Annotated in this window: 31 protein-coding genes; 21 read left to right on the forward strand and 10 right to left on the reverse strand. The window is 59.1% G+C overall.

Features of this window, described 5'->3' with window-relative positions; all coding sequences use genetic code 11:
- Positions 1-18: 18 nt before the first annotated feature.
- The 3 genes from AO353_RS27480 to AO353_RS27490 all read right to left on the reverse strand — a co-directional run bounded on the left by AO353_RS27480 (position 19) and on the right by AO353_RS27490 (position 2,678).
- Positions 19-576, reverse strand: a complete 558-nt coding sequence (locus AO353_RS27480; protein WP_019689871.1) for a helix-turn-helix domain-containing protein — start codon at positions 574-576, stop codon at positions 19-21.
- Positions 577-601: 25 nt separating this feature from the next.
- Complete coding sequence (locus tag AO353_RS27485) at positions 602-1,891, reverse strand: NAD(P)/FAD-dependent oxidoreductase (RefSeq protein ID WP_054597812.1); 1,290 nt, start codon at positions 1,889-1,891, stop codon at positions 602-604.
- 262 nt (positions 1,892-2,153) lie between these two features.
- Entirely contained in the window at positions 2,154-2,678 is a 525-nt protein-coding gene (locus tag AO353_RS27490; protein ID WP_054597813.1) for a cupin domain-containing protein, read from the reverse strand.
- A 212-nt stretch (positions 2,679-2,890) separates the two neighbouring features.
- On the opposite strand from AO353_RS27490, the gene AO353_RS27495 reads away from it, so the two are divergent.
- The 6 genes from AO353_RS27495 (at position 2,891) to AO353_RS27520 (ending at position 8,489) form a co-directional block, all read left to right on the forward strand.
- Entirely contained in the window at positions 2,891-4,432 is a 1,542-nt protein-coding gene (locus tag AO353_RS27495) for an FAD-dependent oxidoreductase (protein WP_054597814.1), read from the forward strand.
- 313 nt (positions 4,433-4,745) lie between these two features.
- Entirely contained in the window at positions 4,746-4,934 is a 189-nt protein-coding gene (locus AO353_RS27500) for a DUF1843 domain-containing protein (RefSeq protein WP_054597815.1), read from the forward strand.
- A 40-nt stretch (positions 4,935-4,974) separates the two neighbouring features.
- Positions 4,975-5,607, forward strand: coding sequence for a DUF1842 domain-containing protein (locus AO353_RS27505; RefSeq protein ID WP_054597816.1), 633 nt, complete (start codon positions 4,975-4,977; stop codon positions 5,605-5,607).
- 53 nt (positions 5,608-5,660) lie between these two features.
- Positions 5,661-6,242 (forward strand): DUF1842 domain-containing protein, encoded by a 582-nt coding sequence (locus AO353_RS27510; RefSeq protein WP_054597817.1) that lies wholly within the window; start codon positions 5,661-5,663, stop codon positions 6,240-6,242.
- Positions 6,243-6,394: 152 nt separating this feature from the next.
- Positions 6,395-7,858: a GDL motif peptide-associated radical SAM/SPASM maturase gene (locus AO353_RS27515; RefSeq protein WP_054597818.1), complete on the forward strand. Its 1,464-nt coding sequence runs from the start codon at positions 6,395-6,397 to the stop codon at positions 7,856-7,858.
- 217 nt (positions 7,859-8,075) lie between these two features.
- Positions 8,076-8,489 carry a VOC family protein gene (locus AO353_RS27520; protein ID WP_054597819.1) on the forward strand — a complete coding sequence of 138 codons (414 nt, stop codon included), beginning with the start codon at positions 8,076-8,078 and terminating at the stop codon, positions 8,487-8,489.
- Between the two features lie 160 nt (positions 8,490-8,649).
- On the opposite strand, the gene AO353_RS27525 is transcribed toward AO353_RS27520, so the two are convergent.
- Positions 8,650-9,672 carry an AraC family transcriptional regulator gene (locus AO353_RS27525; RefSeq protein WP_054597820.1) on the reverse strand — a complete coding sequence of 341 codons (1,023 nt, stop codon included), beginning with the start codon at positions 9,670-9,672 and terminating at the stop codon, positions 8,650-8,652.
- Positions 9,673-9,805: 133 nt separating this feature from the next.
- Here AO353_RS27525 and AO353_RS27530 point away from each other — a divergent pair, with 133 nt between their 5' ends.
- The 5 genes from AO353_RS27530 to AO353_RS27550 all read left to right on the forward strand — a co-directional run bounded on the left by AO353_RS27530 (position 9,806) and on the right by AO353_RS27550 (position 13,532).
- Entirely contained in the window at positions 9,806-10,990 is a 1,185-nt protein-coding gene (locus tag AO353_RS27530; RefSeq protein ID WP_054597821.1) for an acetyl-CoA C-acyltransferase family protein, read from the forward strand.
- A 16-nt stretch (positions 10,991-11,006) separates the two neighbouring features.
- Complete coding sequence (locus AO353_RS27535) at positions 11,007-11,858, forward strand: 3-hydroxybutyryl-CoA dehydrogenase (RefSeq protein ID WP_054597822.1); 852 nt, start codon at positions 11,007-11,009, stop codon at positions 11,856-11,858.
- Positions 11,851-12,498, forward strand: a complete 648-nt coding sequence (locus AO353_RS27540; protein ID WP_054597823.1) for a TetR/AcrR family transcriptional regulator — start codon at positions 11,851-11,853, stop codon at positions 12,496-12,498. Before AO353_RS27535 ends, AO353_RS27540 begins: the two co-directional genes overlap by 8 nt.
- 28 nt (positions 12,499-12,526) lie before the next feature.
- Positions 12,527-13,240 (forward strand): SOS response-associated peptidase family protein, encoded by a 714-nt coding sequence (locus tag AO353_RS27545; RefSeq protein ID WP_054597824.1) that lies wholly within the window; start codon positions 12,527-12,529, stop codon positions 13,238-13,240.
- A 91-nt stretch (positions 13,241-13,331) separates the two neighbouring features.
- Positions 13,332-13,532, forward strand: a complete 201-nt coding sequence (locus tag AO353_RS27550; RefSeq protein WP_054598363.1) for a hypothetical protein — start codon at positions 13,332-13,334, stop codon at positions 13,530-13,532.
- A gap of 80 nt (positions 13,533-13,612) precedes the next feature.
- Here AO353_RS27550 and AO353_RS27555 read toward each other — a convergent pair whose 3' ends face one another.
- The 3 genes from AO353_RS27555 to AO353_RS27565 form a co-directional block, all read right to left on the reverse strand.
- The gene (locus AO353_RS27555; RefSeq protein ID WP_054597825.1) at positions 13,613-13,804 is read right to left on the reverse strand and encodes a hypothetical protein; all 192 of its coding nucleotides are present in this window, start codon (positions 13,802-13,804) and stop codon (positions 13,613-13,615) included.
- A 222-nt stretch (positions 13,805-14,026) separates the two neighbouring features.
- Positions 14,027-14,620: an NUDIX domain-containing protein gene (locus AO353_RS27560; protein WP_054597826.1), complete on the reverse strand. Its 594-nt coding sequence runs from the start codon at positions 14,618-14,620 to the stop codon at positions 14,027-14,029.
- A gap of 154 nt (positions 14,621-14,774) precedes the next feature.
- The gene (locus AO353_RS27565; RefSeq protein WP_054597827.1) at positions 14,775-15,410 is read right to left on the reverse strand and encodes a lytic polysaccharide monooxygenase auxiliary activity family 9 protein; all 636 of its coding nucleotides are present in this window, start codon (positions 15,408-15,410) and stop codon (positions 14,775-14,777) included.
- A 310-nt stretch (positions 15,411-15,720) separates the two neighbouring features.
- On the opposite strand from AO353_RS27565, the gene AO353_RS27570 reads away from it, so the two are divergent.
- Complete coding sequence (locus AO353_RS27570) at positions 15,721-16,164, forward strand: GNAT family N-acetyltransferase (RefSeq protein ID WP_054597828.1); 444 nt, start codon at positions 15,721-15,723, stop codon at positions 16,162-16,164.
- 11 nt (positions 16,165-16,175) lie between these two features.
- On the opposite strand, the gene AO353_RS27575 is transcribed toward AO353_RS27570, so the two are convergent.
- Complete coding sequence (locus AO353_RS27575) at positions 16,176-16,514, reverse strand: hypothetical protein (protein ID WP_054597829.1); 339 nt, start codon at positions 16,512-16,514, stop codon at positions 16,176-16,178.
- A gap of 200 nt (positions 16,515-16,714) precedes the next feature.
- On the opposite strand from AO353_RS27575, the gene AO353_RS27580 reads away from it, so the two are divergent.
- The 9 genes from AO353_RS27580 (at position 16,715) to AO353_RS27620 (ending at position 21,603) form a co-directional block, all read left to right on the forward strand.
- Positions 16,715-16,963, forward strand: coding sequence for a hypothetical protein (locus AO353_RS27580; protein ID WP_019689854.1), 249 nt, complete (start codon positions 16,715-16,717; stop codon positions 16,961-16,963).
- Between the two features lie 59 nt (positions 16,964-17,022).
- Complete coding sequence (locus AO353_RS27585; protein ID WP_054597830.1) at positions 17,023-17,352, forward strand: DUF6388 family protein; 330 nt, start codon at positions 17,023-17,025, stop codon at positions 17,350-17,352.
- 3 nt (positions 17,353-17,355) lie between these two features.
- On the forward strand, positions 17,356-18,060 hold the full coding sequence (locus tag AO353_RS27590) for a YoaK family protein (protein WP_054597831.1): 705 nt from the start codon (positions 17,356-17,358) through the stop codon (positions 18,058-18,060).
- Positions 18,061-18,125: 65 nt separating this feature from the next.
- Positions 18,126-18,518, forward strand: a complete 393-nt coding sequence (tusD, locus tag AO353_RS27595) for a sulfurtransferase complex subunit TusD (protein ID WP_054598364.1) — start codon at positions 18,126-18,128, stop codon at positions 18,516-18,518.
- A gap of 3 nt (positions 18,519-18,521) precedes the next feature.
- Positions 18,522-18,884: a sulfurtransferase complex subunit TusC gene (tusC, locus tag AO353_RS27600; protein WP_054597832.1), complete on the forward strand. Its 363-nt coding sequence runs from the start codon at positions 18,522-18,524 to the stop codon at positions 18,882-18,884.
- Positions 18,884-19,183 carry a sulfurtransferase complex subunit TusB gene (gene tusB / locus AO353_RS27605; RefSeq protein ID WP_054597833.1) on the forward strand — a complete coding sequence of 100 codons (300 nt, stop codon included), beginning with the start codon at positions 18,884-18,886 and terminating at the stop codon, positions 19,181-19,183. Before tusC ends, tusB begins: the two co-directional genes overlap by 1 nt.
- The gene (locus tag AO353_RS27610; protein ID WP_054597834.1) at positions 19,180-19,515 is read left to right on the forward strand and encodes a TusE/DsrC/DsvC family sulfur relay protein; all 336 of its coding nucleotides are present in this window, start codon (positions 19,180-19,182) and stop codon (positions 19,513-19,515) included. Before tusB ends, AO353_RS27610 begins: the two co-directional genes overlap by 4 nt.
- Positions 19,512-20,513 (forward strand): glycosyl transferase family protein, encoded by a 1,002-nt coding sequence (locus tag AO353_RS27615; protein ID WP_054597835.1) that lies wholly within the window; start codon positions 19,512-19,514, stop codon positions 20,511-20,513. The genes AO353_RS27610 and AO353_RS27615 overlap by 4 nt, the downstream gene beginning before the upstream one ends.
- An 88-nt stretch (positions 20,514-20,601) precedes the next feature.
- The gene (locus AO353_RS27620) at positions 20,602-21,603 is read left to right on the forward strand and encodes a glutathione S-transferase family protein (RefSeq protein WP_054597836.1); all 1,002 of its coding nucleotides are present in this window, start codon (positions 20,602-20,604) and stop codon (positions 21,601-21,603) included.
- A 70-nt stretch (positions 21,604-21,673) separates the two neighbouring features.
- On the opposite strand, the gene cysG is transcribed toward AO353_RS27620, so the two are convergent.
- Together cysG and serS are read right to left on the reverse strand one after the other, a co-directional pair.
- Entirely contained in the window at positions 21,674-23,068 is a 1,395-nt protein-coding gene (gene cysG / locus AO353_RS27625) for a siroheme synthase CysG (protein WP_054597837.1), read from the reverse strand.
- Positions 23,069-24,349 (reverse strand): serine--tRNA ligase, encoded by a 1,281-nt coding sequence (serS, locus tag AO353_RS27630; protein ID WP_054597838.1) that lies wholly within the window; start codon positions 24,347-24,349, stop codon positions 23,069-23,071.
- Position 24,350: the final 1 nt, after the last annotated feature.

The following is a 24,350-nucleotide window of genomic DNA, read 5'->3' on the forward strand; positions in this document are numbered from 1 at the left end:
TTGTTCCTTTTATTGTTATCAGGTGTAAACCCAAAGCACTCGCGTGAGCTGGTCAGTGAGGTTGCCGTAGCGACAGCGTGTGTGACTGTCGAGCTGAAAACTATCACCGGCCTGCAAGGTGACCGGCTCGTCGTCATCGCCCAACCACAGCGTCAACGCACCTTCCAGCACATAGCCGCCCTGCTCGGAGCTGTCGCTCAAGTGCCGCTCGCCACTGCTGGCGCCGGCCTCCAATTGGCTTTCGAGCATCGAGAACGAGGCCCTGATCTTCGGCGAGACCAGAATGTCGGTAATTCCGTTGGCGTAGTACAACGTGCGGCGCTCATCCGGCCGGGTCACCCAAGGCAACACCTTGGGTTTTGGCAGGCTGTAAAAATAGGTGGTTGGCACGCCGAGGGTTTCGCTGATCGCGGTCAGGTCTGCCACGGTCGGCCGTGACAAGCCACGTTCGACTTGCGAAAGAAAGCCCACGGAACGGTCGATTTTGTCGGCCAATTCCTTGAGGGTGTATTTCTTGTGCTTGCGCAGATCGTGGATCAGGATCGCCAGCGCGGCGATTTCTTCTTGCTTGTTCATGCCAGTAATTCCGGAAGATGACTCATCAAATGCTGTCGCGCAGTCGGTACCAGGCCTTGCCGATCGCTTCCAATGGCGCTGCCAGGTATTTACCGCCGGGAAAGCTGTCATTACGCAAACACTGGTACAAGGCCAACTCGTCCGGCTGACCGAGAATCGCATCGGACACGGCGCGAGCCCCCGCCAATGTTGGAAGCACTCCATGCCCGGAATAACCCTGTAGCCAGTAGAGGTCGCCGCGCCGGCCAATGTCGGGGGTGCGCTTGAGGGTCAGGTCGATATGCCCGCCCCAGGCAAACTCCAGCTCGACACCCTTGAGCTGCGGGAAGACCCGCTCCAGATAGGGTCGTGTCGCGGCGGCGATGTCTTTGGGCATCCCGCCCAGATAGGTGCAGCCGCCACCGAACAACAAGCGGTTATCCGGCGTGCGACGGAAATAATCGAGGACAAACTGGTTGTCGGTGACGCAGACATTACTCGGCAACAGCGCGCTGGCTTGCTCGGCGGTCAGCGGCGCGGTGGCCACCTGATAAGTGCCCACCGGCAGCACACAACTGGCCAATTCAGGATCGAGTTGATCGAGATAGGCGTTGCACGCCAGCACCAGGACATTTGCCCGAATGCTCCCGCGCTCGGTAGTCACCCGGTACTGATCGCCTTCTTCGCGATAGCTCAGCGCTTTGCTCTGCTCAAAGATGCAGCCGCCAGCACGCTCGATGGCTGCGGCCAGGCCAAGCGCCAGCTTCAATGGATTCAGATGGCCGCCTTCGGGGTCATAGAGCCCCGCCTGATAACGCTCGCTGGCGACCCACTGCGGTAACTGCTCACGCGTTATGAATTGCAGGCCATCGTGGCCCCACTTATGGCTGGCCTCGCGTTGCCACTCGGTCAGGAGACTGACCCGACGCGGCATGACCGACGTCCACAAGTGGCCGGGGCGATAATCGCAGTCGAAACCATGGCGCGCCGGCAACCCGCGCAACTCCTGCGCCGCCCAGCGCATGCCGTCCCACAAGCGCCGCGCGCGTTCATAACCCAGCGCAGTCTCCAGGGGCGGCATGTCACACGACCAGCCGAGAATCGCCTGCCCACCATTGCGCCCCGAGGCTGCCCAGGCGACGCGGCTGGCTTCCAGCAATGTCACGCGCTTGCCCGCCAAGGCCAGGCGCAATGCGGTATGCAGACCGCTGAAACCGGCACCAATGATCAGCACCTCGGCAGTGTGTTCACCTTCCAGAACGGCTCGGCTCAACAGGCGATCAGCGCAACTGTGGGCGTAATAGCTGGCGACATGCTGCGAGGACTGCTGAAACATTCGGGCACCCATGAAATTATGTTTTTATAATTTCATGAAAAACTACAGAATAAATTTCACGAGCGCAACATCCTGCTCATCCCTCGCAGACCGGATGACCAGTAGCAGCTGTCGAGCCTGCGTTCGAGTGCGCAGCACTCGTAAATTCATGCAGCACGGTCGACCAGATCAACCGTATAGGCGGGTTTTACGACTGCTATGCAGCCGAACGCAGCCTCGCAGGCTCGACAGCTGCTACGGAGTGCGTGCTGGTCTTACTGTTTTATTCTCGCGCCAGTCGCTCAAACAGCGCCGAATGCTCTGGAAACAGCTCGCTGAGCCCGCGCCGACAGCCCAATTGCATATCCGCAAAATCAAACCCTGGCGAAACGGCTTCACTGATCAGGCCGTAAGCGGCCGGTCCAGCCACGAGCTGCGAAGCCTTCCAGACACCGCCCGGCACATGCAATTGCAGGCACTGCCCGGCAGTGACGTCATTGCCCATCTCCACGGTTTTCAACGTGCCGTCCGGGTAAATGAGGAAGTATCGAATCGCATCGCCCAGATGGTAGTAGTGAACGATGTCGGATCGGTTCAAATGAAAGTGGCCGACGGGAGACGCAGCCGTCAGCAGGTAATAGATCGAGGTCATCGCATAACGCCGACCACCTGCAGTCTCGATCATGGGCTGCTGATCCGACTGAAAGGTCCGGCGGTAATAACCGCCTTCCACATGGGGTTCCAGGTCGAGTGCAGCGACGATGTCCTGAGCGCTGGGAGTGTGTCTGTCGGGTTTGCTATCCGTCATGTTAAAGACCATCAGTCAGGTGGTGTCGCGACAGTTTGCATAGCGTGTAACGCAGCGCAAGCGCTCCTTGGAGCGTAGATGGAGGGTGCCGATGGGCAATCGATTTCACTGCTTTACTGTAAGGGTCGAGCCTGCCAGACGGGGCCGCAGTTTCACTGACACTCCCCCGCCACTGCCGGCGCCAACGGAAAATCCCGCCCCAGAGAGTGGTCATGTCCCTGCACAACGTCGCCCGTTTTACCGACCTTCGTGAAGACCGCGGTACTCGCGTTGAAATCGGCTCACTGAAGATCGTGCTGTTGCGGGCCGGCGAACGGGTCTACGCCTATCAAGGCGAATGTCCGCACGCGCAGGCTCCGTTGGACGAAGGCATTGTCTGCAATGGTCGGCTGATTTGCCCATGGCACAAGGCGATGTTCACGGTCGAGGATGGCCGGTTGTGCGAACCGCCAGCCCTGAATGGGTTGACCCGTTATCCGGTCAAGATCGTCGATGGCGATGTACATGTGGACGACCAGCCCCTTGCCCCCATCGAAGTGAATCGTGCCCCTGATTCACGCTGCTTCGTGATCGTCGGTGCAGGCGCTGCGGGCACAGCGGCAACAGCCGCCCTGCGTGAACACGGCTTTGCCGGTCGCCTGGTGTTGATCGATCGCGAAACGGACCCCGGCTATGACCGCACGGTGCTGAGCAAATATGTCCTTGCCGGGGAAATGTCCGTCGAAGAAACGCCACCGCTGCTCGATGAACGCTTTTACAACGAACAGCACATCGAGCGGGTTCAAGGTGAGGTCATCCGTCTCGATGTGGCCGCCAAAAGGGTTTCCCTGGGTGACGGGCGTACTTTCGACTACGACGCCGCGCTCCTGGCCAGTGGCGGGGAACCCAGGCCGCTGTCGGTAGATGGTGCGCATCTGCATAACATCCTAGCGCTACGTTCTCGAGCAGACGCCGAGCGTATTCTGCACATCGCAAAACCCGGCTCTCGCGTGGTCATCATCGGTGCCAGCTTCATCGGCCTGGAGTCGGCATCGGCCTTGCGCCGCCATGGCCTGGAAGTCAGCGTCGTCGCGCACCATGAAACGCCGTTCAGTACACTGTTCGGTGAGCGCATCGGCCTGGCGATTTTGTCCCTGCACGAAGACAACGGCGTGGTCTTTCATGCCAATACCCAGCCGAAGGCGTTCGAAGGCCAGGACAACGTCGAGGCCGTTCTGCTCGAGAATGGCCATCGACTTCCCGCCGACCTGGTGCTGATCGGCATCGGCGTCAACCCGGTCACCGACCTGCTCGAAGGTGTTGAGCTGGACGATGACGGCGGGCTACCGGTAGACGAAGGCATGCGAGCTGCGCCTGGCCTGTGGGCCGCCGGCGACATCGCCTCCTTTACATTGCAAGGTTTCCCCACACGCATCGAGCACTGGCGCCTGGCCCAGCAGCAGGCACGGATCGCCGCGCAAAACATGCTGGGCGCTGATACACACTATGTGGATGTGCCGTTCTTCTGGACCTATCACTTCGACAAGACCTTCGAGATGCTCGGTCATGCCGACCAATGGGACCGGATCGTCTTCGAAGGCAACCCCGAGCAATACGCCTTCATCGCGCTGCTGTGCAAGGGCGAACAGGTCGAGGCGGTGGTCGCCTGCGAATACTCGCGGAAAATGGCCTTGTTAGCCGAGCGGATGAAGCAGCCGTTGCTGCGCGAAGAAGCCTTGCAGATCATTCGACGAATTGCCGCTCAGGAAGGCTGAAGATTCACAATAAAACGATGCCTTTATTGGAGCTATCGTACTTAATTACCCGTAAATTAAACAACCGCACATATTCATTATCAATGGCGATAAGAACTTGCCCTGCTTATGAGAAAAGAACCCAGCACACTTTCCCTCATCGCCGATCCTGATAACAAACGGCCAACGTCCTAACGCGTCGCTATTAATAAAATAATATTAACAATTTATCAGCCGTACTAGCCCATTGCCCATTGCATATTTATCAACCCCTGCTTAACTGCAAAAACTGCTGATGACAGCAGTGTCCACATACACCACGGAAGGGATCGATATGAGCACCTCAACTCGTCACCCAGTCCCCCCTTACGGGGTCGCAATCCAAAGTGCGATCTCGGAAGGCAAGCTGCCGCAAATGAAAGCTTTATTGAAACAACGCGATACATCCAAGCCAGAACCCAAAGAACTCAGTAGCGCGTACGAGCAGTTGGCTAAGGAAGTCGCACGCCTGGAACAGCACTAAGCACTGTTTCCGCTCCCCTATTGCAATGGAGGCAATAATTATGTCTGGTTCTTCTCAACAATCTGTCGGTTTATTCCCACTCTGCTATCAAATTGGTACTCAGCAACCAGGCGCACAAAGTCTGGCGCTCAATCTGCTGGTGTTTACACCTGAGCAAACGGTGAGCGGTACTGCCGCCATCACTCAGGCAACCAACCCGCCGCTGGATGTGCATTCCGATGTCTGGGGTGAATATACCTACATGACGGTGATGAAACCCGGCGTCAGCAAAATCCTCATCACCGTTCAAGGCAACCAAGGTGGCCCGAGCTCTAACTCCATCGTGAATTTCAAGTTGCATCTGGTGGTCGGTAGCGACTGGAAAGCAGGCGTCGCCAACTACGAGTACTTCAATGGTCAGCGCTGGGTCAAGGTCAATGCGCCCGCCCATCTCGTCGAGTCAGTGCCCTCCAGGGCCTATTTACCGCCATTGGAACCGGGCCCGGTCATCCTGCCGTATCCGCCGATCATGCCGCTGTACGCCGCGCCGATTCAGAGTGCCATCGCCAGCGGTGACCTGGCGCAGATGAAAAATCTGGCGAGCCTTGCCAAACAACAACTGGACCAGCAACCACAGCTGCAAAGTGCGCTTGAGGCCGCCAAGGGTGAAATCGGCCGACTGGAACGCCGCTGACCGGCAACTGAATGTGCCTGGCTTGTCCTGAATACAATTAAGGGAGTTGCACCATGTCAATTGGACTTTTTCACACGCGCCTCAACGTTTCCAGCTCGCTACTCGGCGCACCGGTTTTAACCCTGGATCTGCTGGTGGATACCGTCAACAAGAAAGTCAGCGGTGTTGCGAGCATTTTTCAAAGCACGTATCCACCCCTCAACTTTCGTGCCCGGGTATGGGGTGAGTATTCCGAGGCCAAACTGACCGCCGATACGGAAAACCACATCATCCTCACTTTGGATGGCAGCCCGAGTGGCCCTTACAGCCAGATCGCCCAGACCTTCGACCTACGCGGCATTCTAGGCGCCGATTGGGCCAGCGGTTTTGCCGACTACAAGTACTACGATCAGGACCACTGGACGACAGTCAGACATGCGGCTGTCAGCCAGGCCCCGGCTCAGCACCCGGAGCATCCGTCACATGTTGTGCGCCCGCTCTACGCCGTCGCCGTGCAGCAAGCGCAAGCCAGCGGTGACCTGGCGCAGCTGAAATCCGTGGTGAGCCAGGGCGAGCAGCAACTGGCCAACAGCGGCGCCTTGCGCAGTGCGCTTGAGCAGTTGCAAGCAGAAATCGCCCGACTGGAAGCACGCTAACCGGCAATGCCCGGGCGGGGTCAGATCACCACTGACCGAGCCCGGGACTTTTCAACCCCAGAGGTAAATCCGCTCGCGCCATCGACGCTAAGGAAGGCGCGAACACTTCGATGGATTCGTGCCGCGTACGTGTCTGTGCGCAAGGATTTCCCATGTCAGACAATCGCCCCGCCCGCTACCTCAGTGAAACCGACCTCAAACGTTACGTGCCGGTCCATGTGGTCTGGGAAATCACCCTGGCCTGCGATCTCAAATGCCTGCATTGCGGCTCCCGCGCAGGCCATCGACGCCCGGATGAACTGAACACCCGGGAATGCCTGGATGTCATCGATTCCCTGGCGGCACTCGGCACCCGCGAGATCACCTTGATCGGCGGTGAAGCCTATTTGCGCAAGGACTGGACTCAGCTGATCCAGGCGATCCACGATCACGGCATGTATTGCGCGATACAAACTGGTGGCCGCAACCTGACGCCGGCAAAAATGCAGGCGGCAGTGGATGCCGGGCTCAATGGCGTCGGTGTTTCGCTGGATGGACTGGCTCCGCTGCATGACGCCGTACGCAATGTTCCGGGCTCGTTCGACAAGGCTATCGATACCCTGCGACGCGCCAAACAGTCGGGGCTTGCGGTGAGCGTCAACACCCAGATCGGCGCGGCCACCCTGCCCGATCTGCCCGAACTGATGGACTTGATCATCGAACTCGGCGCCACCCACTGGCAGATCCAGCTGACGGTCGCCATGGGCAATGCCGTCGACCACCCCGAGTTGCTGTTGCAGCCCTATCAACTGCTTGAAGTGATGCCGTTGCTGGCACGCCTTTACCGCGAGGGGGTTGATCGCGGCCTGCTGATGAACGTGGGCAACAATATTGGTTACTACGGCCCTTACGAGCATATGTGGCGTGGTTTTGGCGACGAGCGCGTGCACTGGAGCGGGTGCGCGGCCGGGCAAACCGTGCTGGCACTCGAAGCCGACGGCACCGTCAAAGGCTGCCCTTCATTGGCAACGGTGGGCTTTTCCGGCGGCAACGTGCGCAACATGAGCTTGCACGATATCTGGCACTACAGCGAAGGCATGCACTTTGGCCGCCTGCGCGGTGTCGAGGATCTGTGGGGCTACTGCCGAAGCTGCTACTACAACGATGTCTGCCGTGGCGGCTGTACCTGGACCTCGCACTCCTTACTCGGCAAACCCGGCAACAATCCCTACTGTCACTACCGTGCGCTGGATCTGCAGAAAAAGGGACTGCGCGAACGAATTGTCAAACTCGAGGACGCTGCGAAAACCTCCTTCGCCGTCGGACGTTTTGACCTGATTACCGAACGCATCGACACCGGCGAGAAGGTCAACAGCGTCAGCGACAGTGGCCAGGTGATCAAACTGGCCTGGGCGAACCAGGGCCAGAAATCGCCTGACGAAGGACGTATTCCGCCACAACTGGCGCTGTGTCGTGGCTGCTTGCAGTACATCCATGCACACGAAGTGACCTGCCCTCACTGCGCTGCCGATGTCGCTGCCGCAGAAGCCGAGCACCAGGTCAACCGCGCCCGGCAACAAACCATCCTCAATACGCTGACCGGACTGCTGGGATTGCCGCAAAGCAACTTGATGTAGCGAGGCCTGAATACCAGGGGGCAACTCGCCCCCTGCAATCTTTTTTCCACCGGTAATAACCCTCGCTCGCAGCAAACAAAATCATCTAAAAAAACCACACCTGTCAGCCATAATTAGCCCCCTGCTACTCGATAGCTGAACGTCTTTCCCATGGTTTACCCACGCGGGCACGCTGGAAAAAATAGTGCCCTTTCCCTCTGCGTTCCTGGAGCTGACGATGAAAATCAATCCCTACCTGATCTTCAACGGTGATTGCAAAGCAGCCTTCACGTTCTATGCGCAATGCCTGCAAGGCACCCTTGAAATGATGATGACCTTCGGCGAGTCGCCGGCTCGCGATCAAATTCCGGCGAGTAGCCATGACCTGATCATGCATACCCGGCTGGTGGTCGACGACCAGGTCCTCATGGGCTCCGACACCACACCTGAGCGGCCCTACCACGGCATCAACGGTTGCTTTGTTTCGCTGAATGTCACCAGCATCGCTGAAGCCGAGCGAATTTTTACCGCGCTGGCGGACCGGGGCACCATTCAAATGCCGCTGGAGGCGACGTTCTGGGCCGCACGCTTCGGCATGCTGGTTGACCGTTTCGGGGTGCCATGGATGGTCAATTGCGAAGCCGACAAGTAAAACGCTATTCGATGAGTGCAGTGCTGTTCACTTAAGCCGGTGTTTCAGGCAAAACCGCAGTTGTGACGAGGGAGCTTGCTCCCGCTGGGGCGCGAAGTGGCCCTGAATTGGGCCTGCTACGCAGTCCAGCGGGAGCAAGCTCCCTCGCCACAGATACTTCTCAGGCATCGAGGCGCTTGCCCTGGAACCTCGCCCGGTAACGCCCCGGACTCTCACCGGTCCATTTCTTGAACGCCCGATGGAACGCGCTGGGCTCCTGAAAACCGATCTGCTCGGCAATCGCGGTGATGCTCGATTGGCTCTGGCGCAGCTGTTCAAAGGCAACACCGCGGCGTACTTCGTCCTTGATCTCCTGGAATGAACAGCCTTCACGCTCCAGCTTTCGGCGAACGGTGCTGGGGCTCAAATGCTGTTCGATCGCGAACGCCTCCAGGGTCGGCCATTGGCTGTAATGGCTGTTGCGCAAACGCTGATGAACCTGCGATGCCAGGCCATGCTGGTTACGGAAACGAATCACCAGCCACTGCGGTGCACTGCGCAAAAATGCCTTGAGTGAAGCAAGGTCCTGAACCACCGGCAATTGCAGATAACGGCTGTCGAACTCGATCTCGGTGCGCTCGGCGCCGAAGGTCAGGTTGGCGCCCCAGAGCAATGAATCATCATTGAGCGACAACCGCTCATGACGAAAGTCCGCACGATCAATGGGAATGCGCCGCCCGCCGAGCCAGCACAGCAGGCTGATCATCAACACCAGAAACGTCTCTTCACCGAAGTGTGCGACGTCGCTGTTTTGCGCCTGAGTCTGCAAGCTGATGACTGCACGCTTGCCACGCACCGTTAACGTGCCGCGAAAGTCCCGCAGGAACAGGCCGAAATTGGCCAGGCACTGACGCATGGCTTTTTCCAGCGTCGGCTCCTGAATCAATGCCCGACAGATCAAGGCGAAACTGCCTGGCGGCATGCCGTGGGAGTCCAGCTGAAAGAACTCGTCGTTCAGCTCACGAATCTGCACCAGCCATAACGCCGCAAAAGCAGTGGCCGGCACCCGCGCCGTAGGCTGATCCATCAGTGCCGGATCGATTCCCACCTGCTCGAGTACCGACCGCAGACGCTGCGGATTTTCACGCAGGGCATGGATCATTGGATACATGAAATAGACCGCCACCGAATCCGTATCCCGCATGTGCTCGTCTCTCTCCTCAGCATCTGAAAGTGGCAAAAAACGCCATCACCGTTGAACAGTTCCGGCATAGGCCAGCGGCGTTGCTGATTCTAGACTCGTACCCAACAAAAAAGACCTCTTTCAGGAAAACCACATGAACCCTTCCGATATTTTTGTTGTGAGCGCGGTCCGTTCTGCCATCGGCAGTTTTGGCGGTTCACTCAAGGATGTGCCGCCTATCCAGTTGGCAACCGACGTGTGCCGCGCAGCCATTGAACGTTCAGGCCTGGCGCCCGAGCACATCGGTCATGCGGTGATGGGGCATGTGATCCCGACGGAGGCGCGCGACGCCTACATTTCACGGGCCGTGGCGATGAATGCCGGCCTGCCGAAAGAGACCCCGGCCTTCAACGTCAACCGCCTCTGCGGTTCGGGTTTGCAGGCGATTGTCAGTGCCGCACAAAGTCTGATGCTGGGGGATACCGGGGCCGCGCTGGCCGGTGGCGTCGAGTCGATGAGCCGTGGTGCCTACTTGTTGCCACAGGCGCGCTGGGGTGCACGAATGGGCGACATTCAGGGCATCGACTACATGCTCGGCGTGCTGCAAGACCCGTTTGCAGGCTTCCACATGGGCATCACCGCAGAAAACATCGCCGAGCACTACGGCATCTCCCGTCAGACCCAGGATCAACTGGCGCTGCTCAGCCAGCAGCGTGCTGCCCGGGCGATTGCCGAAGGACGTTTTACCGGGCAGATCGTGCCGATCGAAGTGGCGAGCCGCAAAGGCACGGTTTCGTTTGCGACGGATGAGCATGTACGGGCAGAGGTCAGCTTCGAGCAATTGAGCGGCATGAAACCCGCATTCAAAAAAGACGGCAGCGTCACCGCCGGCAACGCCTCCGGCCTCAATGATGGCGCTGGCGCGCTGATCATGGCCACCGGGCAAGTTGTCCAGGAACAAGGCCTCAAGCCGATGGCCCGACTGGTGGGGTATGCCCACGCCGGTGTTGAGCCGTCGATGATGGGACTTGGACCGATTCCCGCCACTCGCCTGGTGCTCAAGCGCGCGGGCCTGACCGTGGCCGACCTTGATGTCATCGAGTCCAACGAAGCCTTCGCGGCCCAGGCCTGTGCCGTGGCGCAAGAGCTGGGCTTCGATCCCGAGAAGGTCAACCCCAACGGTTCGGGCATCTCCCTGGGCCATCCAGTGGGCGCTACTGGCGCAATCATCGCGACCAAGGCCATTCACGAACTGCATCGGATTCAGGGACGTTATGCCCTGGCGACCATGTGCATTGGCGGCGGCCAAGGCATTGCCGTGTTGTTCGAACGGGTTTGACGGAAAGGACATGACGATGAATCTGCAGAACATTGGCGTCATCGGCGCCGGCACCATGGGCAACGGCATTGCGCAAATCTGCGCACTGGCCGGTTTCAACGTGACCTTGCTGGACATCTCCGACAGCGCCCTGCAAAAAGCGCTGGCGACCGTGGGCAAGAACCTCGACCGGCAGGTCGCCAAGGCATCGCTGACCGAGGCGCAAAAGCTTGCGGCATTGGACAAGATCAGCACCAGCACCGACTACAGCACCCTGCACAATGTGCAGTTAGTGATCGAGGCCGCGACCGAAAACCTCGAACTGAAACTGCGGGTGTTGCAACAGATCGCCGCTCAGGTCAGCGCCGACTGCGTGATTGCTTCCAACACCTCATCGTTGTCGATCACCGAGCTCGCCGCGAGCGTCAGTTCGCCGGCGCGTTTCATCGGCCTGCACTTCTTCAACCCCGTGCCGGTGATGGGGTTGATCGAAGTGATCCGCGGCCTGCAAACCAGCGACGCCACGCACACCCTGGCCCTGGAACTGGCGCAACGCCTGGGCAAGACCGCGATCACCGCTGGTAACCGTCCGGGCTTTGTGGTGAACCGGATTCTGGTGCCGATGATCAACGAAGCGATCCTGGTGTTTCAGGAAGGCCTGGCCAGCGCCGAAGACATCGATGCAGGCATGCGTCTGGGTTGCAATCAGCCGATAGGCCCGTTGGCGCTGGCCGACCTGATTGGCCTGGATACCTTGCTGGCGATCATGCAGGCCTTCTACGACGGCTTCAACGACAGCAAGTACCGCCCCGCGCCGCTGCTCAAGGAAATGGTCGCGGCTGGTTACCTGGGGCGCAAGACCGGCCGCGGTTTCCATACCTATGGCTGAGCGTTGCTCACGCTTCGCCGAGAGCCGGGACAAGGCCCTGGAGCTGTTCGCCAGCAAGGGTTTTGGCCAGGTCGGCATGCGTGAGCTGGCAGCGTTCCTGGGGCTTGCCCCAGGCTCGCTGTATCACCATTACCCGAGCAAGCAGCACTTGTTGCTCGACTTGATCGAAGAGTTTTACGAGGAGCTGCTGGCGACCCTCGGACGCCTCGAGCGACAGCCGCGAGACCTGCGTGACAGCCTGCACGACGTCATCCATGCGCACCTGAGCCTGCATCGGGAAATGCCCTGGCATTTTCGCCTGGTGGAGCGCGACTGCGGTTGCCTGAACGAGGATCAGCAAGTGCATGTTCGGCAGTTGCAGGAGCATTACGAACGGCAATTGCTGATGATCCTCTGTCCCTCGCGCCGATTCAGTGAACAAGGATTACTGGCTGCCGGACACACCATTGCCAGCATGCTCAACAGCGCACCCAGCTGGCTGGCGCTGCACCCGCTAGAGGATCGGGAACGCAACGAACTGCTGGAGAATCTGCTGACCGGGGCCATTGCAGGTTTGCTGGCCCATACCTCCTGCGATCTGCCAGTCCTTCAGACATTAGATCCGCTCGCGGCGCCTCCGCCCTGGGCGCGACTCGGCTAAGCTGAAAGCTCCACCGGAGGATTTTCCAATGTGTGGAAGACTTTCGCAGTACCGAGGTATCCACGACTTCGTCGCGGCGCTGAGCATGCCCAATGCCCTGGTCAATACTGTGGGCGACCAGCCTCTGGGTCTGTACAACGTCGCGCCATCGACCCAGGTCGCGCTCTTCCACCTCGAAGGCGAAACCCTGCACGCTGACAGGGTACGCTGGGGATGGCGACCAGCCTGGTCGAAAGACAACTCTGTGCCGATCAATACCCGAGTCGAGAAAGTCGCACACGGCTCATTCTTCCGGGCGATCTGGCCGCACCGCGCCATCGTGCCCATCGATAACTGGTTCGAATGGGTTTATGAAGGCGGCCCGAATAAACAGCCTTACCTTATCCGGCGCCGGGATCGCGCTCCCATACTCTGCGCGGCCATTGGTCAGTATCCTGCGGGCGGCCGGGAACCGAAGAAGGACGATGGTTTTGTGATTTTCACCGCAGACAGTGGCGGTGGCCTGGTCGATCTACATGATCGGCGACCGGTGGTGCTGTCACCGGAGTTGGCCCGCGAGTGGCTCAACCTGGCGATGCCCAAGGAGAGCGCCGAGCAGATGGTGCTGCACCAGGGCGAGCCTGCCGAAACCTTCGAGTGGTTCAAGGTGGATATGGCAATCGGCAACGTGAAAAACCAGAGACCGGATCTCATCACGCCGATCGGTAAGATCATCACTGGCGATCACAAAAGCAATGGCTGATCGGGTGGCGACACCGCGGTTTCTCGACTAGGATTTTCGCGGTATGGAAACGTGTCGCGCTGTTAGCGAGCACTTGGTCTGGGAGACGAAAATGAACCCGATTCGAATGGCCGAGCGGACCTATCGCACTTGGTCCAGCCCGATCCTGCTTGAGCTCAAAGAGAGGGAACATCAGCTGCAACCTTCAGACCGCCAGGCACTTGAAAATGTGATGGTGGAGAGAAGACTTCTGAACACCGGTAATCCTGCCGGCAAGGATCGACGCAAACCTGAGTCGACTGATAACGCCTGACGAATGAGCCCGCTATAAGCGGGCTCTTTTTCGTTTGCGCGGCTGGAAGGCAGACCGACACACTCATCCGGATGATCGCCTCACTGTGTATTGGGAACGGCTTTCGTTCTGGATGAACGGGCGGGTAATGACGCGGCGTAGGCCAGCGCTTCTTCTCGACTGCCAAAGGACCCGAGCCGGTCGCTACGGGTACAGACCTTCCAGAGACCGCTGTTGACGCTGACCACTTGATAACCGTTCATCTGCATTTTGCTAAGCATCGGAGCACTCATAGTCACCTCCATTCGAGTACAGACAGTCCGAACCTAACTTACACCCGGTTTAGCGTTCTGTGGGCTCAATAGGTTGAACGGTCGAATGATCCGAGGCGTGCATATGAAACATCTTTCACAGTGATTTCGACGCTTGGCGGATATATTCCTCGCCGCTCATTCAAGAAACTTTCGGCCCGCCTTCTCCCGCGGGCTTTTTTTTTGCCCGGCGAAAATCCAAGCCTAAACCGCCGCAAAAATATCCTTCATCGCCGCGTACTGCAGCAGCATGATGGTTTTCGCGTCGACGATCTGCCCACTGTAAAACGCCTCGAGTGCCTCATCGAACTTCAGCTCCAGCACCTCAAGGTCCTCCGTTTCAACCTCCAGCCCACCACCCGATCCGACGCGTGAAGCAGCATCATATTCAGCCACAAAAAAATGCAGTTTCTCGGTCACCGACCCGGGGCTCATGTAAGCCTCAAAGACCTTCTGTACGTCATGAACGCGATAGCCGGTTTCCTCCTCCGCTTCAGCGCGAATGCGTTCTTGCGGTGAGGCGCCTTCCAGCAACCCCGCCGCCACTTCAACCAGCAAGCCGTCATGACCGTTGACGAAGACCGGCAACCTGAACTGGCGGGTCAGTACGATGGTTTTTTGCGCGCGATTGAACAGCAGAATGGCGGCACCATTGCCACGGTCGTAGACCTCACGGGTTTGTCGCTGCCAAACGCCATTGTTGCGCAGGTAATCGAAGGTGATTTTCTTGAGCAGGTACCAGTCGTGGGACAGCACCTGGGACTCGATGATGTTGACGCGCTCAGCCGTGTTCGACATGACAATCCATCCTTTTTGTTGTCAGAGGGCGCCATGGTATTCCATCGTAGCGGTGGCCGCAGCGACGGCAGATACAAAAAAAGCCCGGCATCGCCGCCGGGCTTTCGGTTCCAATCCTTTGGAACCTGTTGGGTATCACTCTACGAGCGAAGCCTTACTTGAAGTCCACATCGAAGGCTTGATAGAAGGCGTTGCCGGTGTTGGCGACAATCCACAGCAGCACAATGACGTGATGGCCTTTTTTGCCTGCTGGCAACTTCACTTCATGTTCGACTTTGGCTTTGAGTTCGCTGCTGTGCGCGTAATAAGGCACCTGGGTGTAGAAGTCCTCCGCAAACGGTTTGGCCTCGAGTTGCGCACGGCTGATGCGCTGTTTCGGGTCCCAGCCATCCTTGGTGATGAACCAGCTGTAGCCGCGGGTGGTATGAGGCGCGGTGTACTGCCAGGTGACATGAAAGGTCTGGCCCGGGTTCACGTTCAGCAGTGGCCAGGTAAATGGGCGGTTGAGCTTTTTGCTCATTTCCTCATTGGTGAAGTTGATGCAGTCACGAGCATCAGCCTTGCCACCGCTGAGAATAAAACCATCAGCCGGTGGTGCAACGCTGTCGCTGTCCGTCTGATACGGTGCGGGGAAAGGCCCGGCGGTCAGTGACGGGAAGTTCTTGCCGCCTTCCATTTCGTTGACCTGCCACCCTTCCAGGAGACCGACCTCCATGGCGACAGAGCCGCGGCTGGCAGGGGTAGTGACACGACCATGTTTGAGTTGCGCTTGGGTTTGTGGCTTGTTCATTTTTTCACTCCGTTGATTAAGAACGTTCCTTCCTGAGGAACGCTTTCAACCTAACCGAATGACAGATGAAGTCCATGGCCGCTTTTTTCGCGTTCCAATCGCGCTTTTGAGCCGAACCCAATAAATACTGGCTATCCATACAGTTAAATGTATGAATTCGTACGTTGAGACTGGCAAAAGTACTACAACACAATCCCGCAATCGGAACGATTCCCATCAGGAAGGCTGCGTGTCACTGGTATTCACTTCGTTAACAACACGCGGTAGTCTCGGTATCGGTTGCCCAAAAACCGTTACAAGGACGTCACGAATGAAACTACGCATCGAGATATCGCAAAACCCGCTACCCGAAGAACGCCAGGCGATTATCAACCCCCTGCGCGCCTACAACATCGCCCATGCCGGCGAAGGTCACTACCAGGAAATCGCCCTGCTGGTTCGAGATGAACAGAGCGACGAAATTCTCGGCGGGCTCTACGCAAAACTGTTTTATCAGTGGATGTTCATCGACTTGTTGTCAGTGCCCGAACAGGCACGCGGACAGGGCACCGGCTCACGGCTGATGCACATGGCCGAAGAGCTGGCACGGGAGAAGAACTGCATTGGGATCTACCTCGACACCTTCGAATTCCAGGCACCGGAGTTTTACAAGAAGCTGGGGTTTACCGAGATTGGGCAGATTGCCGATTACCCACCGGGCAGCAAGCGCTTCTTTTTCCAGAAACGCCTGACGGCCGCCGAGCCAAACACCTGACGGTCACTGACTCACAGACAGGTTGCCAGTGCTGCCAATCGGCGCTTGGCAACCCAGTTGTCCTGAGTGGCGTAGTACTTCAATGCGCCGCTTTGCACGTCGATGAAGGCCTCGGCCGAACGGGTGTAAACCGTAAAACCGCCGGTTTCGCCGGGTTGCAGGTAACCGCTGGCGTCGACACCGAACACCGCCTCGTCCTGCCAGGCAAACTGCACGCACTGGGCGACGACCAGATCAGGCTTGCTCGAGGCGAGCGTCTTGTAGGGGCTCTGGGAGCGCGCTTCTTTCATCGTCGATCCCGCGCAACCTGCCAGCAACACGCCAGCCAGCGCCACCATCAAAATACGCATTGTGTTTCCTTATTCGCAAAACGCTGACTGTATCACCGCAAGCGGCTACTCCGAAGCGCCTGGCAAGGTTCTTCCTCATGGCGCTGCTCTGCTTTACTTGATGCGTTACTTGATATAGTTCGCGACAGCCCGCGCCGATTCGCGCACCCTGTCGCGCCATAATTGGCGCGTCGCGCCGAGCAACTTCCTCCGGAAAGCCCATGACCCCCAATGCCGAGTTTTACAAACCTTCCACCGACTACGCCGACAAGCTGATCAGCCAGATCGGTCAGACTCCGTCGTGGATCGCCAAACGCATTGGCGTGACCGACAAGCGCATTCGCTACATCCTCGATGGCGAAAGAACCGTCAAAGGTGAAACCACGCCGATCCAGATGACCTACACCGAGCAGTTTGCACTTGAGTGCCTGGCCGCCGAGGCCAAAGCCAACAAGAAAAAGACCTCCTGACCCGCGTCAAGGCAAATGCCCTCAAGACGCGCATACTTTCCTTTTGACAAGGACGGTCCATGGCCTCCATCGACTCGCCGCACGAACTGGCGCTGCAACGATTTCTCAACGCACGACCGGCGTTACACGAAGAACTCGATCACCTGAACCCTCTGGCCGCCCAGGCCAAAGGCGAAACCATGGCGCAGTATCGCAACGAACGACTGCATGAAGCCTACGAGGCGGAGGCCGAGCGTCTGGGCCTGTTTGCCTGGGAACTGACGTTGCAATTGACCGCGGCCACTGTTGAGGACTATGAAGCCCAACGGCTGGAGGTGCACAAGGAAGTGGCGCAAATGGCCGGCATGGACTGGAAGGAATATCGCAAATTGCATGGTATCGAGAGTTGACGAATGCTGCCGTCTTCACCTAATCGCGCCCACACACCGGGCCTGTTGCACGTGCAGAAATGGCGCGGCCGGATCGGTATGTTGCTGGTAGCGAGCCTGTCAGTGCTGGCTGGCATGACCGACGCTATCGGCTTTATGGCCACTGGCGACTTCGTCTCCTTCATGAGCGGCAACACCACTCGCCTGGCGGTAGCGATCAGCGGCGCAGATCTGGGCATGACCTTGCGGTTGCTGGTGCTGGTCGCCATGTTTGTCGTCGGCAACGCCTTGGGCATTGTAGTCAGCCGATTCAGCGGCCGACGCGCCCTGCCCTTGATGCTGTGCGTGGCTGCGCTGTTGTGCGGCGCCGCTGCATGGCCATTCGAGGCTAAATTACCGGCGTTGCTGGCAGCGATCATCGCCATGGGGATGCTCAACGCCGCCGTCGAACAGGTCAACGGCTTTCCGGTCGGGTTGACCTATGTCACCGGTGCCCTGTCACGCTTTGGGCGCGGTCTGGGACGCTGGTTGCTCGGCGAACGCCGCAATGGCTGGCGGGTGCAACTGATTCCGTGGACCGGCATGTTTGCCGGCGCCGTCCTGGGCGCAGCGCTCGAACACCATCTCGGCCTGCAAGCCCTGTATGCCAGCGGTCTGCTGGCCGGCGTCCTCGGTGCTGTTTCACTGAAGATTCCACGGCGCTGGCAGATGGGCTATATGCCGCGCTGAATCGCCCTTCGCCGCACCGGCGATAAAGCTTTATCATGGCCGCAGATTTGTTGTCAGAGTTCATCATGAAGTTCGCCATTGCGCTGTTTTCCGCCGCACATGCGCCCTCCTCGCGCCGCGCCCTGCTGTTTGCTCAGGCAGCGCTGGCCGGTGGGCACAAGATCGTGCGACTGTTTTTTTACCAGGACGGCGTTTACAACGCGTCGAGCAACGTTGTTACGCCACAGGATGAGCAGGACCTGGCACTGCAATGGCGCAACTTCGTCAGCGAGCACCAACTCGACGGCGTAGTGTGTATTGCTGCAGCCTTGCGTCGCGGTGTGCTGGATGAAGCAGAAGCCAGGCGTTATCAGCGCTCGGCAATCAATGTCAGCGCACCGTGGGAATTGTCCGGGCTCGGGCAGTTGCACGATGCGGTGCAAGACGCCGATCGCCTGATCTGTTTTGGAGGGCCATGAAACATGCCTAAATCGTTGCTGATTATCAGCCGGCAGGCACCCTGGTCTGGCCCAAGCGCCCGTGAAGTGCTGGATATCGTACTCGCCGGCGGCGCCTTCGATTTGCCGATCGGCCTGCTGTTTCTCGATGACGGCGTGTTCCAGCTCGCCACCGGGCAGGACGCCAAAGCCGTGCAACAAAAAGACCTCAGCGCCAACCTGCAGGCGCTTGGGTTGTTTGGTATAGAAGACCTGTACGTGTGTGGCGACAGCGCAACCGCACGCGGCCTGGTGCCGACGGCCTTGAGCCTCGACCCGCTGCAGGTGCTGGCTGCTGAGCAAATCTCGGCTGTTATTGACCGTTATGACCAAGTGATCACCCTCTGATGTCGACTTTGCATGTGTTGTCTCACTCGCCGTTTACCGATAACCGGCTGACCAGTTGCCTGCGCGTGCTGGGTGCGAGCGATGCCCTGCTGCTCAGTGGCGATGCGGTCTACGCCTTGCAGCCCGGCACCGCGCCACTCAGCGCACTGCAAGCACACAGCGAAACCTTGCGCCTGTTCGTCCTCGACGAAGATGTTCAGGCTCGCGGCCTGCAAGTGCCCGACTGGGTCAAAAGCGTCGACTATCCGGCCTTCGTCGAACTGTCGATTCACTACGACAAGGTCAACAGCTGGTTATGAATTCGCTTACCGTAGGCGCTCGTCGCATCGATCTGGACAAGGACGGTTACCTGGTTGATCTGGGTGACTGGTCCGCCGAAGTCGCCACAGCGCTGGCTGCCGCCGAAGAACTTGAGCTGAGCCCCGAACACTGGGAAATCCTTGAGCTGCTGCGCGGCTTCTACCAGGAGTTCCAGCTGTCGCCGGCCACTCGCCCGCTGATCAAATACACCGCGCTGAAGCTGGGCCCGGACAAGGGCAACAGCCTGCACCTGAACCGATTGTTCAAAGGCACTCCCGCCAAACTTGCCGCCAAGCTGGCGGGCCTGCCCAAACCGACGAATTGTCTATGACCGATTTCGCCCCACTGATCACTGAAACACCTGCCGAACACCCTTTCGCGCAGTTCGTGCGGATTCTCGGCAAAGGCAAACGCGGCGCCCGCAGCCTGACCCGCGAAGAGGCCCGCGAGGCCATGGGCATGCTGCTCGACGACAAGGTCGAGGACACTCAACTCGGTGCCTTCCTGATGCTGTTGCGGCACAAGGAAGAAAGCCCGGAAGAGCTGGCAGGTTTCACCGAAGCCTTGCGCGAGCGGTTGAACGCGCCAGCGCTGGGTGTCGATCTGGACTGGCCGACCTACGCCGGCAAGAAACGCCACCTGCCGTGGTACCTGCTGGCGGCCAAGTGCCTGGCGCAAAACGGCGTGCGGATCCTGATGCATGGCGGTGGCGCACATACCGCCGGGCGTCTGTACAGCGAGCAACTGCTCGAGCCATTGCAGATCCCGCTGTGCCGTAACTGGCAACAAGTGGGTGAGGCGCTGGAGCAAGGCAACCTGGCGTTTATCCCGCTGGGTGACTGGGCGCCGCAACTGCAACGGATGATCGACCTGCGCAACACCCTCGGCCTGCGTTCGCCAATCCACTCGCTGGCACGGATTCTCAATCCGCTAGGTGCGCGTTGCGGCCTGCAAAGCATCTTCCACCCCGGCTATCAGGGCGTGCACCGCGACGCCAGCGGCTTGCTGGGCGATAACGCGATCGTGATCAAGGGCGATGGAGGTGAGATCGAGATCAACCCGGATGCCGATAGTCACTTGTACGGCACCACTGGCGGTCAGAGCTGGGACGAGGAATGGCCGCAGCTGTCGGCGCAACGCCACGTCAAACCGGCGAGCCTGGACCCGGAACACTTGAAAGCCGTATGGCGCGGCGACGTGGTCGACAGCTACCCGCAAATGGCGCTGATTTCGACCATGGCCCTGGCCTTGCGCGGTCTCGGTACGCCGCGTGATGAAGCCTTCGTCAAGGCTCAGCAGTTCTGGGATGCTCGCGACAAATCTATTTAATCGATCATTAACGCCCAACCTTTGCGCTTTTTGTTCGAAGGGATCGGAATAGACTCAACTCCAACGTTTAACGACTTTGGAGTTCAAGATGGGTTTGCTGATCGAAGGGCAATGGCGTGATCAGTGGTACGAAAGCAGCAAGGACGGCGCGTTCCAGCGCGAACAAGCGCAGCGCCGTAACTGGCTGACCACCGACGGCAAACCCGGCCCCAGCGGTGAAGGCGGTTTCCCTGCGCAAGCGGGTCGTTATCACCTCTATGTCTCGCTTGCCTGTCCCTGGGCGCACCGCACGCTGATTCTGCGCAAGCTCAAAGGCCTGGAAAGCCTGGTCGATGTGTCGGTGGTCAGCTGGCTGATGCTGGAAAACGGCTGGACCTTCGACAAAGCCTTCGGCTCCACTGGCGACAAGCTCGACCACCTCACGTTCATGCACCAGCGCTACACCGCCGATACCGCCGACTACACCGGTCGCGTAACAGTGCCCGTGCTGTGGGATAACCTGCAAAAACGCATCGTCAGCAACGAATCAGCGGAAATCATCCGCATGTTCAACAGTGCATTCGACGGTCTGACCGGCAACGACCTGGACTTCTACCCGCAACCTTTACGCGCTGAAATCGATGAGCTGAATGCGCGGATTTATCCGGCGGTGAACAACGGCGTGTATCGCGCCGGGTTTGCCACCTCGCAAACGGCTTATGAAGAAGCCTTTGATGAGTTGTTCAGTGAGCTCGACTGGCTGGAAAACCGACTGGGCCAGAAGCGCTATCTGGCGGGTGAATACTTGACCGAGGCAGACATTCGCCTGTTCACCACGCTGATTCGCTTCGACGCGGTGTATTACAGCCACTTCAAGTGCAACCTGCGACGGATCGCCGATTACCCGAACCTGTCGAACTGGTTACGCGAGCTGTATCAGTGGCCAGGGATTGCCGACACCGTAGACTTTGCCCACATCAAGGGGCATTACTACGCGAGCCATCGCACGATCAATCCGACCGGCATTGTGCCGAAGGGACCGGCGCAGGATTTCACCGTCGCCCATGATCGGGAGCGGTTGAGCGGGAAAGGGGTTTGGCGCAAGGCCTAGGTGCTGAACTGAAACCCGGCCGTGACAACGATCAATTGTGGCGAGGGGGCTTGCCCCCTCGCCACAGTGTTCAGAGTTGCGACTGGGCGCCTTCAAACCACGCGAGTTTCTCGCGAAGTTGCACCACTTCTCCCACGATCACCAAGGTCGGCGCATGCACTTCATGCTCCGCCACCAGCTGTGGAAGGTTGGCCAGCGTGCCGGTGAAAACTCGTTGATTAGGCGTCGTGCCCTGCTGGATCAACGCTGCCGGCGTGTCCGCCGAACGACCATGCCTGATCAATTCTTCGCAGATGATCGGCAGCCCCACCAGCCCCATGTAAAACACCAGGGTTTGCGCTGGCGCGACCAGATCGCCCCACGGCAGATCCGAGGTGCCGTCCTTCAGGTGACCGGTGATAAAACGCACCGACTGCGCGTAATCGCGGTGAGTCAGCGGAATCCCGGCGTAGGCTGCGCAACCGCTGGCGGCGGTAATACCCGGCACGACCTGGAACGGAATGCCGTGGGCCGCCAGTTCTTCGATCTCTTCGCCACCACGGCCAAAGATGAACGGATCACCGCCCTTCAGCCGCACCACACGCTTGCCCTGCTTGGCCAGGTTCACCAATTGCTGGTTGATCTGATCCTGAGGCACCGCATGATCGGCACGTCGCTTGCCGACATAGATCCGCTCGGCATCACGACGGCACAACTCAAGAATCGCCGGTGCTACCAGACGGTCATACAGCACCACATCGGCTTGCTGCATCAGCCGCAAGGCACGGAATGTCAGTAGATCCGGATCACCCGGCCCTGCGCCGACCAGATACACCTCACCTGGAGCGTTGGGGGATTGGCCGTTGATTTTCGCCAGCAACAAACGCTCGGCTTCAGCGCCCTGCCCGGCCAATTGACGATCAGCGATCGGCCCCTGGAACACCTCTTCCCAGAATGCCCGACGTTGCTGCACATCCGGGAACAGGCCTTTGACCTGATTGCGAAAACGCGCTGCCAACCCGGCCAGTTGGCCATAGGTCGAAGGAATCCAGGTTTCCAGCTTGGCGCGGATCAACCGCGCCAACACCGGCGCATCGCCGCCGCTGGACACGGCAATCACCAACGGCGAACGGTCGACGATCGCCGGGAAGATCACGCTGCACAGGGCCGGCGCGTCCACCACGTTGACCGGCACGCAGCGCCGATGAGCATCTTTGGAGACTTGCGCATTCAGTGGTTCGTCGTCGGTAGCGGCAATGATCAGCCCGCAGCCGTCGAGGTCCGACTCACGATAGCCGCGCAACACCAACTCGCCGCCACTGTTCTGCACCAGCTCACGCAGCTGGGCTTCGATCTCAGGTGCAACGACCCGCAGCAGCGCGCCGGCGTCGGCCAGCAGACGGGATTTGCGCAAGGCAATCTCCCCTCCACCGACGACCAACACACGACTGCCGCGCAGGTTGTGAAACAGCGGCAGAAATTCCATTTAGCCGATGACCTCAAGGCCGCCCATGTACGGCTTGAGCACGGCTGGCACGCGGATCGAACCGTCGGCCTGCTGATAGTTCTCCAGCACCGCCACCAGGGTACGACCGACCGCCAGGCCGGAACCGTTCAGGGTGTGGACCAGCTCGGGCTTGCCGGTTTCCGGGTTACGGAAACGTGCTTGCATGCGCCGGGCCTGGAAATCGCCGCAGTTGGAGCACGACGAAATTTCACGGTATTTGCCCTGGCTCGGGACCCACACTTCCAGGTCGTAGGTCTTGACCGCGCTGAAGCCCATGTCGCCGGTGCACAGCGCCAGGGTACGGTATGGCAGTTCGAGCAATTGCAGGACTTTCTCGGCGTTGGCGGTCAGGCTTTCCAGCGCTTCCATCGAAGTCGATGGCTCAACGATCTGGACCATTTCGACCTTGTCGAACTGGTGCTGACGAATCATCCCACGGGTGTCACGGCCCGACGCACCGGCTTCGCTACGGAAGCACGGGGTGTGAGCGACGAATTTGATCGGCAGCTGTTTGGCGTCGATGATTTCGCCAGCCACGATGTTGGTCAGCGACACTTCAGCAGTCGGGATCAGGTACAGATCGGCTTCGCCTTCGCGGCTGATCTTGAACAGGTCTTCCTCGAACTTCGGCAGTTGACCGGTGCCCTGCAAGGCCGGCGCCTGAACCAGATAAGGCGTGTAGGCTTCTTCGTAGCCATGCTCGGTGGTGTGCAGGTTGATCATGAACTGCGCCAGTGCGCGGTGCAGACGGGCAATCGGCCCACGCAGCAAGGAGAAACGGGCACCGGACAGCTTGGCCGCGGTTTCAAAGTCCAGCCAGCCGAACTTCTCGCCCAGCGCGACGTGATCCTTGATCTCGAAATCGAAGGTGGTCGGCGTGCCCCAGCGGCGCACTTCGACGTTGCCGTCTTCGTCGGAACCAATCGGCACCGACTCGTGCGGCAGGTTCGGAATATTCAGCAGGATCGAGTCCAGTTCGGTCTGGATCTCGTCCAGCTCGACTTTGCCGATACCAAGCTCGTTCGCCATGCGCTCGACGTCGGCCATCAACGGCGCGATGTCTTCGCCGCGCTGCTTGGCCTGACCGATGGATTTGGAGCGCGCGTTACGTTCAGCCTGCAGTGCTTCGGTGCGGGTCTGGACGGTCTTGCGCTGTTCTTCCAGCGCTTCGATGCGCGCAACATCCAGGCTGAAGCCGCGGGATGCCAGGCGGTCCGCTACGTCCTGAAGGTTGCTACGTAACAGTTTGGAATCGAGCATG

Source organism: Pseudomonas fluorescens (genome assembly GCF_001307155.1).
GTDB lineage: Bacteria > Pseudomonadota > Gammaproteobacteria > Pseudomonadales > Pseudomonadaceae > Aquipseudomonas > Aquipseudomonas helvetica.

Coding starts and splice junctions, on each gene's coding strand:
- AO353_RS27480 (WP_019689871.1), bottom strand. CDS start 576: ATGAACAAGCAAGAAGAAATCGCCGCGCTGGCGATCCTGATCCACGAT.
- AO353_RS27485 (WP_054597812.1), bottom strand. CDS start 1,891: ATGTTTCAGCAGTCCTCGCAGCATGTCGCCAGCTATTACGCCCACAGT.
- AO353_RS27490 (WP_054597813.1), bottom strand. CDS start 2,678: ATGACGGATAGCAAACCCGACAGACACACTCCCAGCGCTCAGGACATC.
- AO353_RS27495 (WP_054597814.1), top strand. CDS start 2,891: ATGTCCCTGCACAACGTCGCCCGTTTTACCGACCTTCGTGAAGACCGC.
- AO353_RS27500 (WP_054597815.1), top strand. CDS start 4,746: ATGAGCACCTCAACTCGTCACCCAGTCCCCCCTTACGGGGTCGCAATC.
- AO353_RS27505 (WP_054597816.1), top strand. CDS start 4,975: ATGTCTGGTTCTTCTCAACAATCTGTCGGTTTATTCCCACTCTGCTAT.
- AO353_RS27510 (WP_054597817.1), top strand. CDS start 5,661: ATGTCAATTGGACTTTTTCACACGCGCCTCAACGTTTCCAGCTCGCTA.
- AO353_RS27515 (WP_054597818.1), top strand. CDS start 6,395: ATGTCAGACAATCGCCCCGCCCGCTACCTCAGTGAAACCGACCTCAAA.
- AO353_RS27520 (WP_054597819.1), top strand. CDS start 8,076: ATGAAAATCAATCCCTACCTGATCTTCAACGGTGATTGCAAAGCAGCC.
- AO353_RS27525 (WP_054597820.1), bottom strand. CDS start 9,672: ATGCGGGATACGGATTCGGTGGCGGTCTATTTCATGTATCCAATGATC.
- AO353_RS27530 (WP_054597821.1), top strand. CDS start 9,806: ATGAACCCTTCCGATATTTTTGTTGTGAGCGCGGTCCGTTCTGCCATC.
- AO353_RS27535 (WP_054597822.1), top strand. CDS start 11,007: ATGAATCTGCAGAACATTGGCGTCATCGGCGCCGGCACCATGGGCAAC.
- AO353_RS27540 (WP_054597823.1), top strand. CDS start 11,851: ATGGCTGAGCGTTGCTCACGCTTCGCCGAGAGCCGGGACAAGGCCCTG.
- AO353_RS27545 (WP_054597824.1), top strand. CDS start 12,527: ATGTGTGGAAGACTTTCGCAGTACCGAGGTATCCACGACTTCGTCGCG.
- AO353_RS27550 (WP_054598363.1), top strand. CDS start 13,332: ATGAACCCGATTCGAATGGCCGAGCGGACCTATCGCACTTGGTCCAGC.
- AO353_RS27555 (WP_054597825.1), bottom strand. CDS start 13,804: ATGAGTGCTCCGATGCTTAGCAAAATGCAGATGAACGGTTATCAAGTG.
- AO353_RS27560 (WP_054597826.1), bottom strand. CDS start 14,620: ATGTCGAACACGGCTGAGCGCGTCAACATCATCGAGTCCCAGGTGCTG.
- AO353_RS27565 (WP_054597827.1), bottom strand. CDS start 15,410: ATGAACAAGCCACAAACCCAAGCGCAACTCAAACATGGTCGTGTCACT.
- AO353_RS27570 (WP_054597828.1), top strand. CDS start 15,721: ATGAAACTACGCATCGAGATATCGCAAAACCCGCTACCCGAAGAACGC.
- AO353_RS27575 (WP_054597829.1), bottom strand. CDS start 16,514: ATGCGTATTTTGATGGTGGCGCTGGCTGGCGTGTTGCTGGCAGGTTGC.
- AO353_RS27580 (WP_019689854.1), top strand. CDS start 16,715: ATGACCCCCAATGCCGAGTTTTACAAACCTTCCACCGACTACGCCGAC.
- AO353_RS27585 (WP_054597830.1), top strand. CDS start 17,023: ATGGCCTCCATCGACTCGCCGCACGAACTGGCGCTGCAACGATTTCTC.
- AO353_RS27590 (WP_054597831.1), top strand. CDS start 17,356: ATGCTGCCGTCTTCACCTAATCGCGCCCACACACCGGGCCTGTTGCAC.
- tusD (WP_054598364.1), top strand. CDS start 18,126: ATGAAGTTCGCCATTGCGCTGTTTTCCGCCGCACATGCGCCCTCCTCG.
- tusC (WP_054597832.1), top strand. CDS start 18,522: ATGCCTAAATCGTTGCTGATTATCAGCCGGCAGGCACCCTGGTCTGGC.
- tusB (WP_054597833.1), top strand. CDS start 18,884: ATGTCGACTTTGCATGTGTTGTCTCACTCGCCGTTTACCGATAACCGG.
- AO353_RS27610 (WP_054597834.1), top strand. CDS start 19,180: ATGAATTCGCTTACCGTAGGCGCTCGTCGCATCGATCTGGACAAGGAC.
- AO353_RS27615 (WP_054597835.1), top strand. CDS start 19,512: ATGACCGATTTCGCCCCACTGATCACTGAAACACCTGCCGAACACCCT.
- AO353_RS27620 (WP_054597836.1), top strand. CDS start 20,602: ATGGGTTTGCTGATCGAAGGGCAATGGCGTGATCAGTGGTACGAAAGC.
- cysG (WP_054597837.1), bottom strand. CDS start 23,068: ATGGAATTTCTGCCGCTGTTTCACAACCTGCGCGGCAGTCGTGTGTTG.
- serS (WP_054597838.1), bottom strand. CDS start 24,349: ATGCTCGATTCCAAACTGTTACGTAGCAACCTTCAGGACGTAGCGGAC.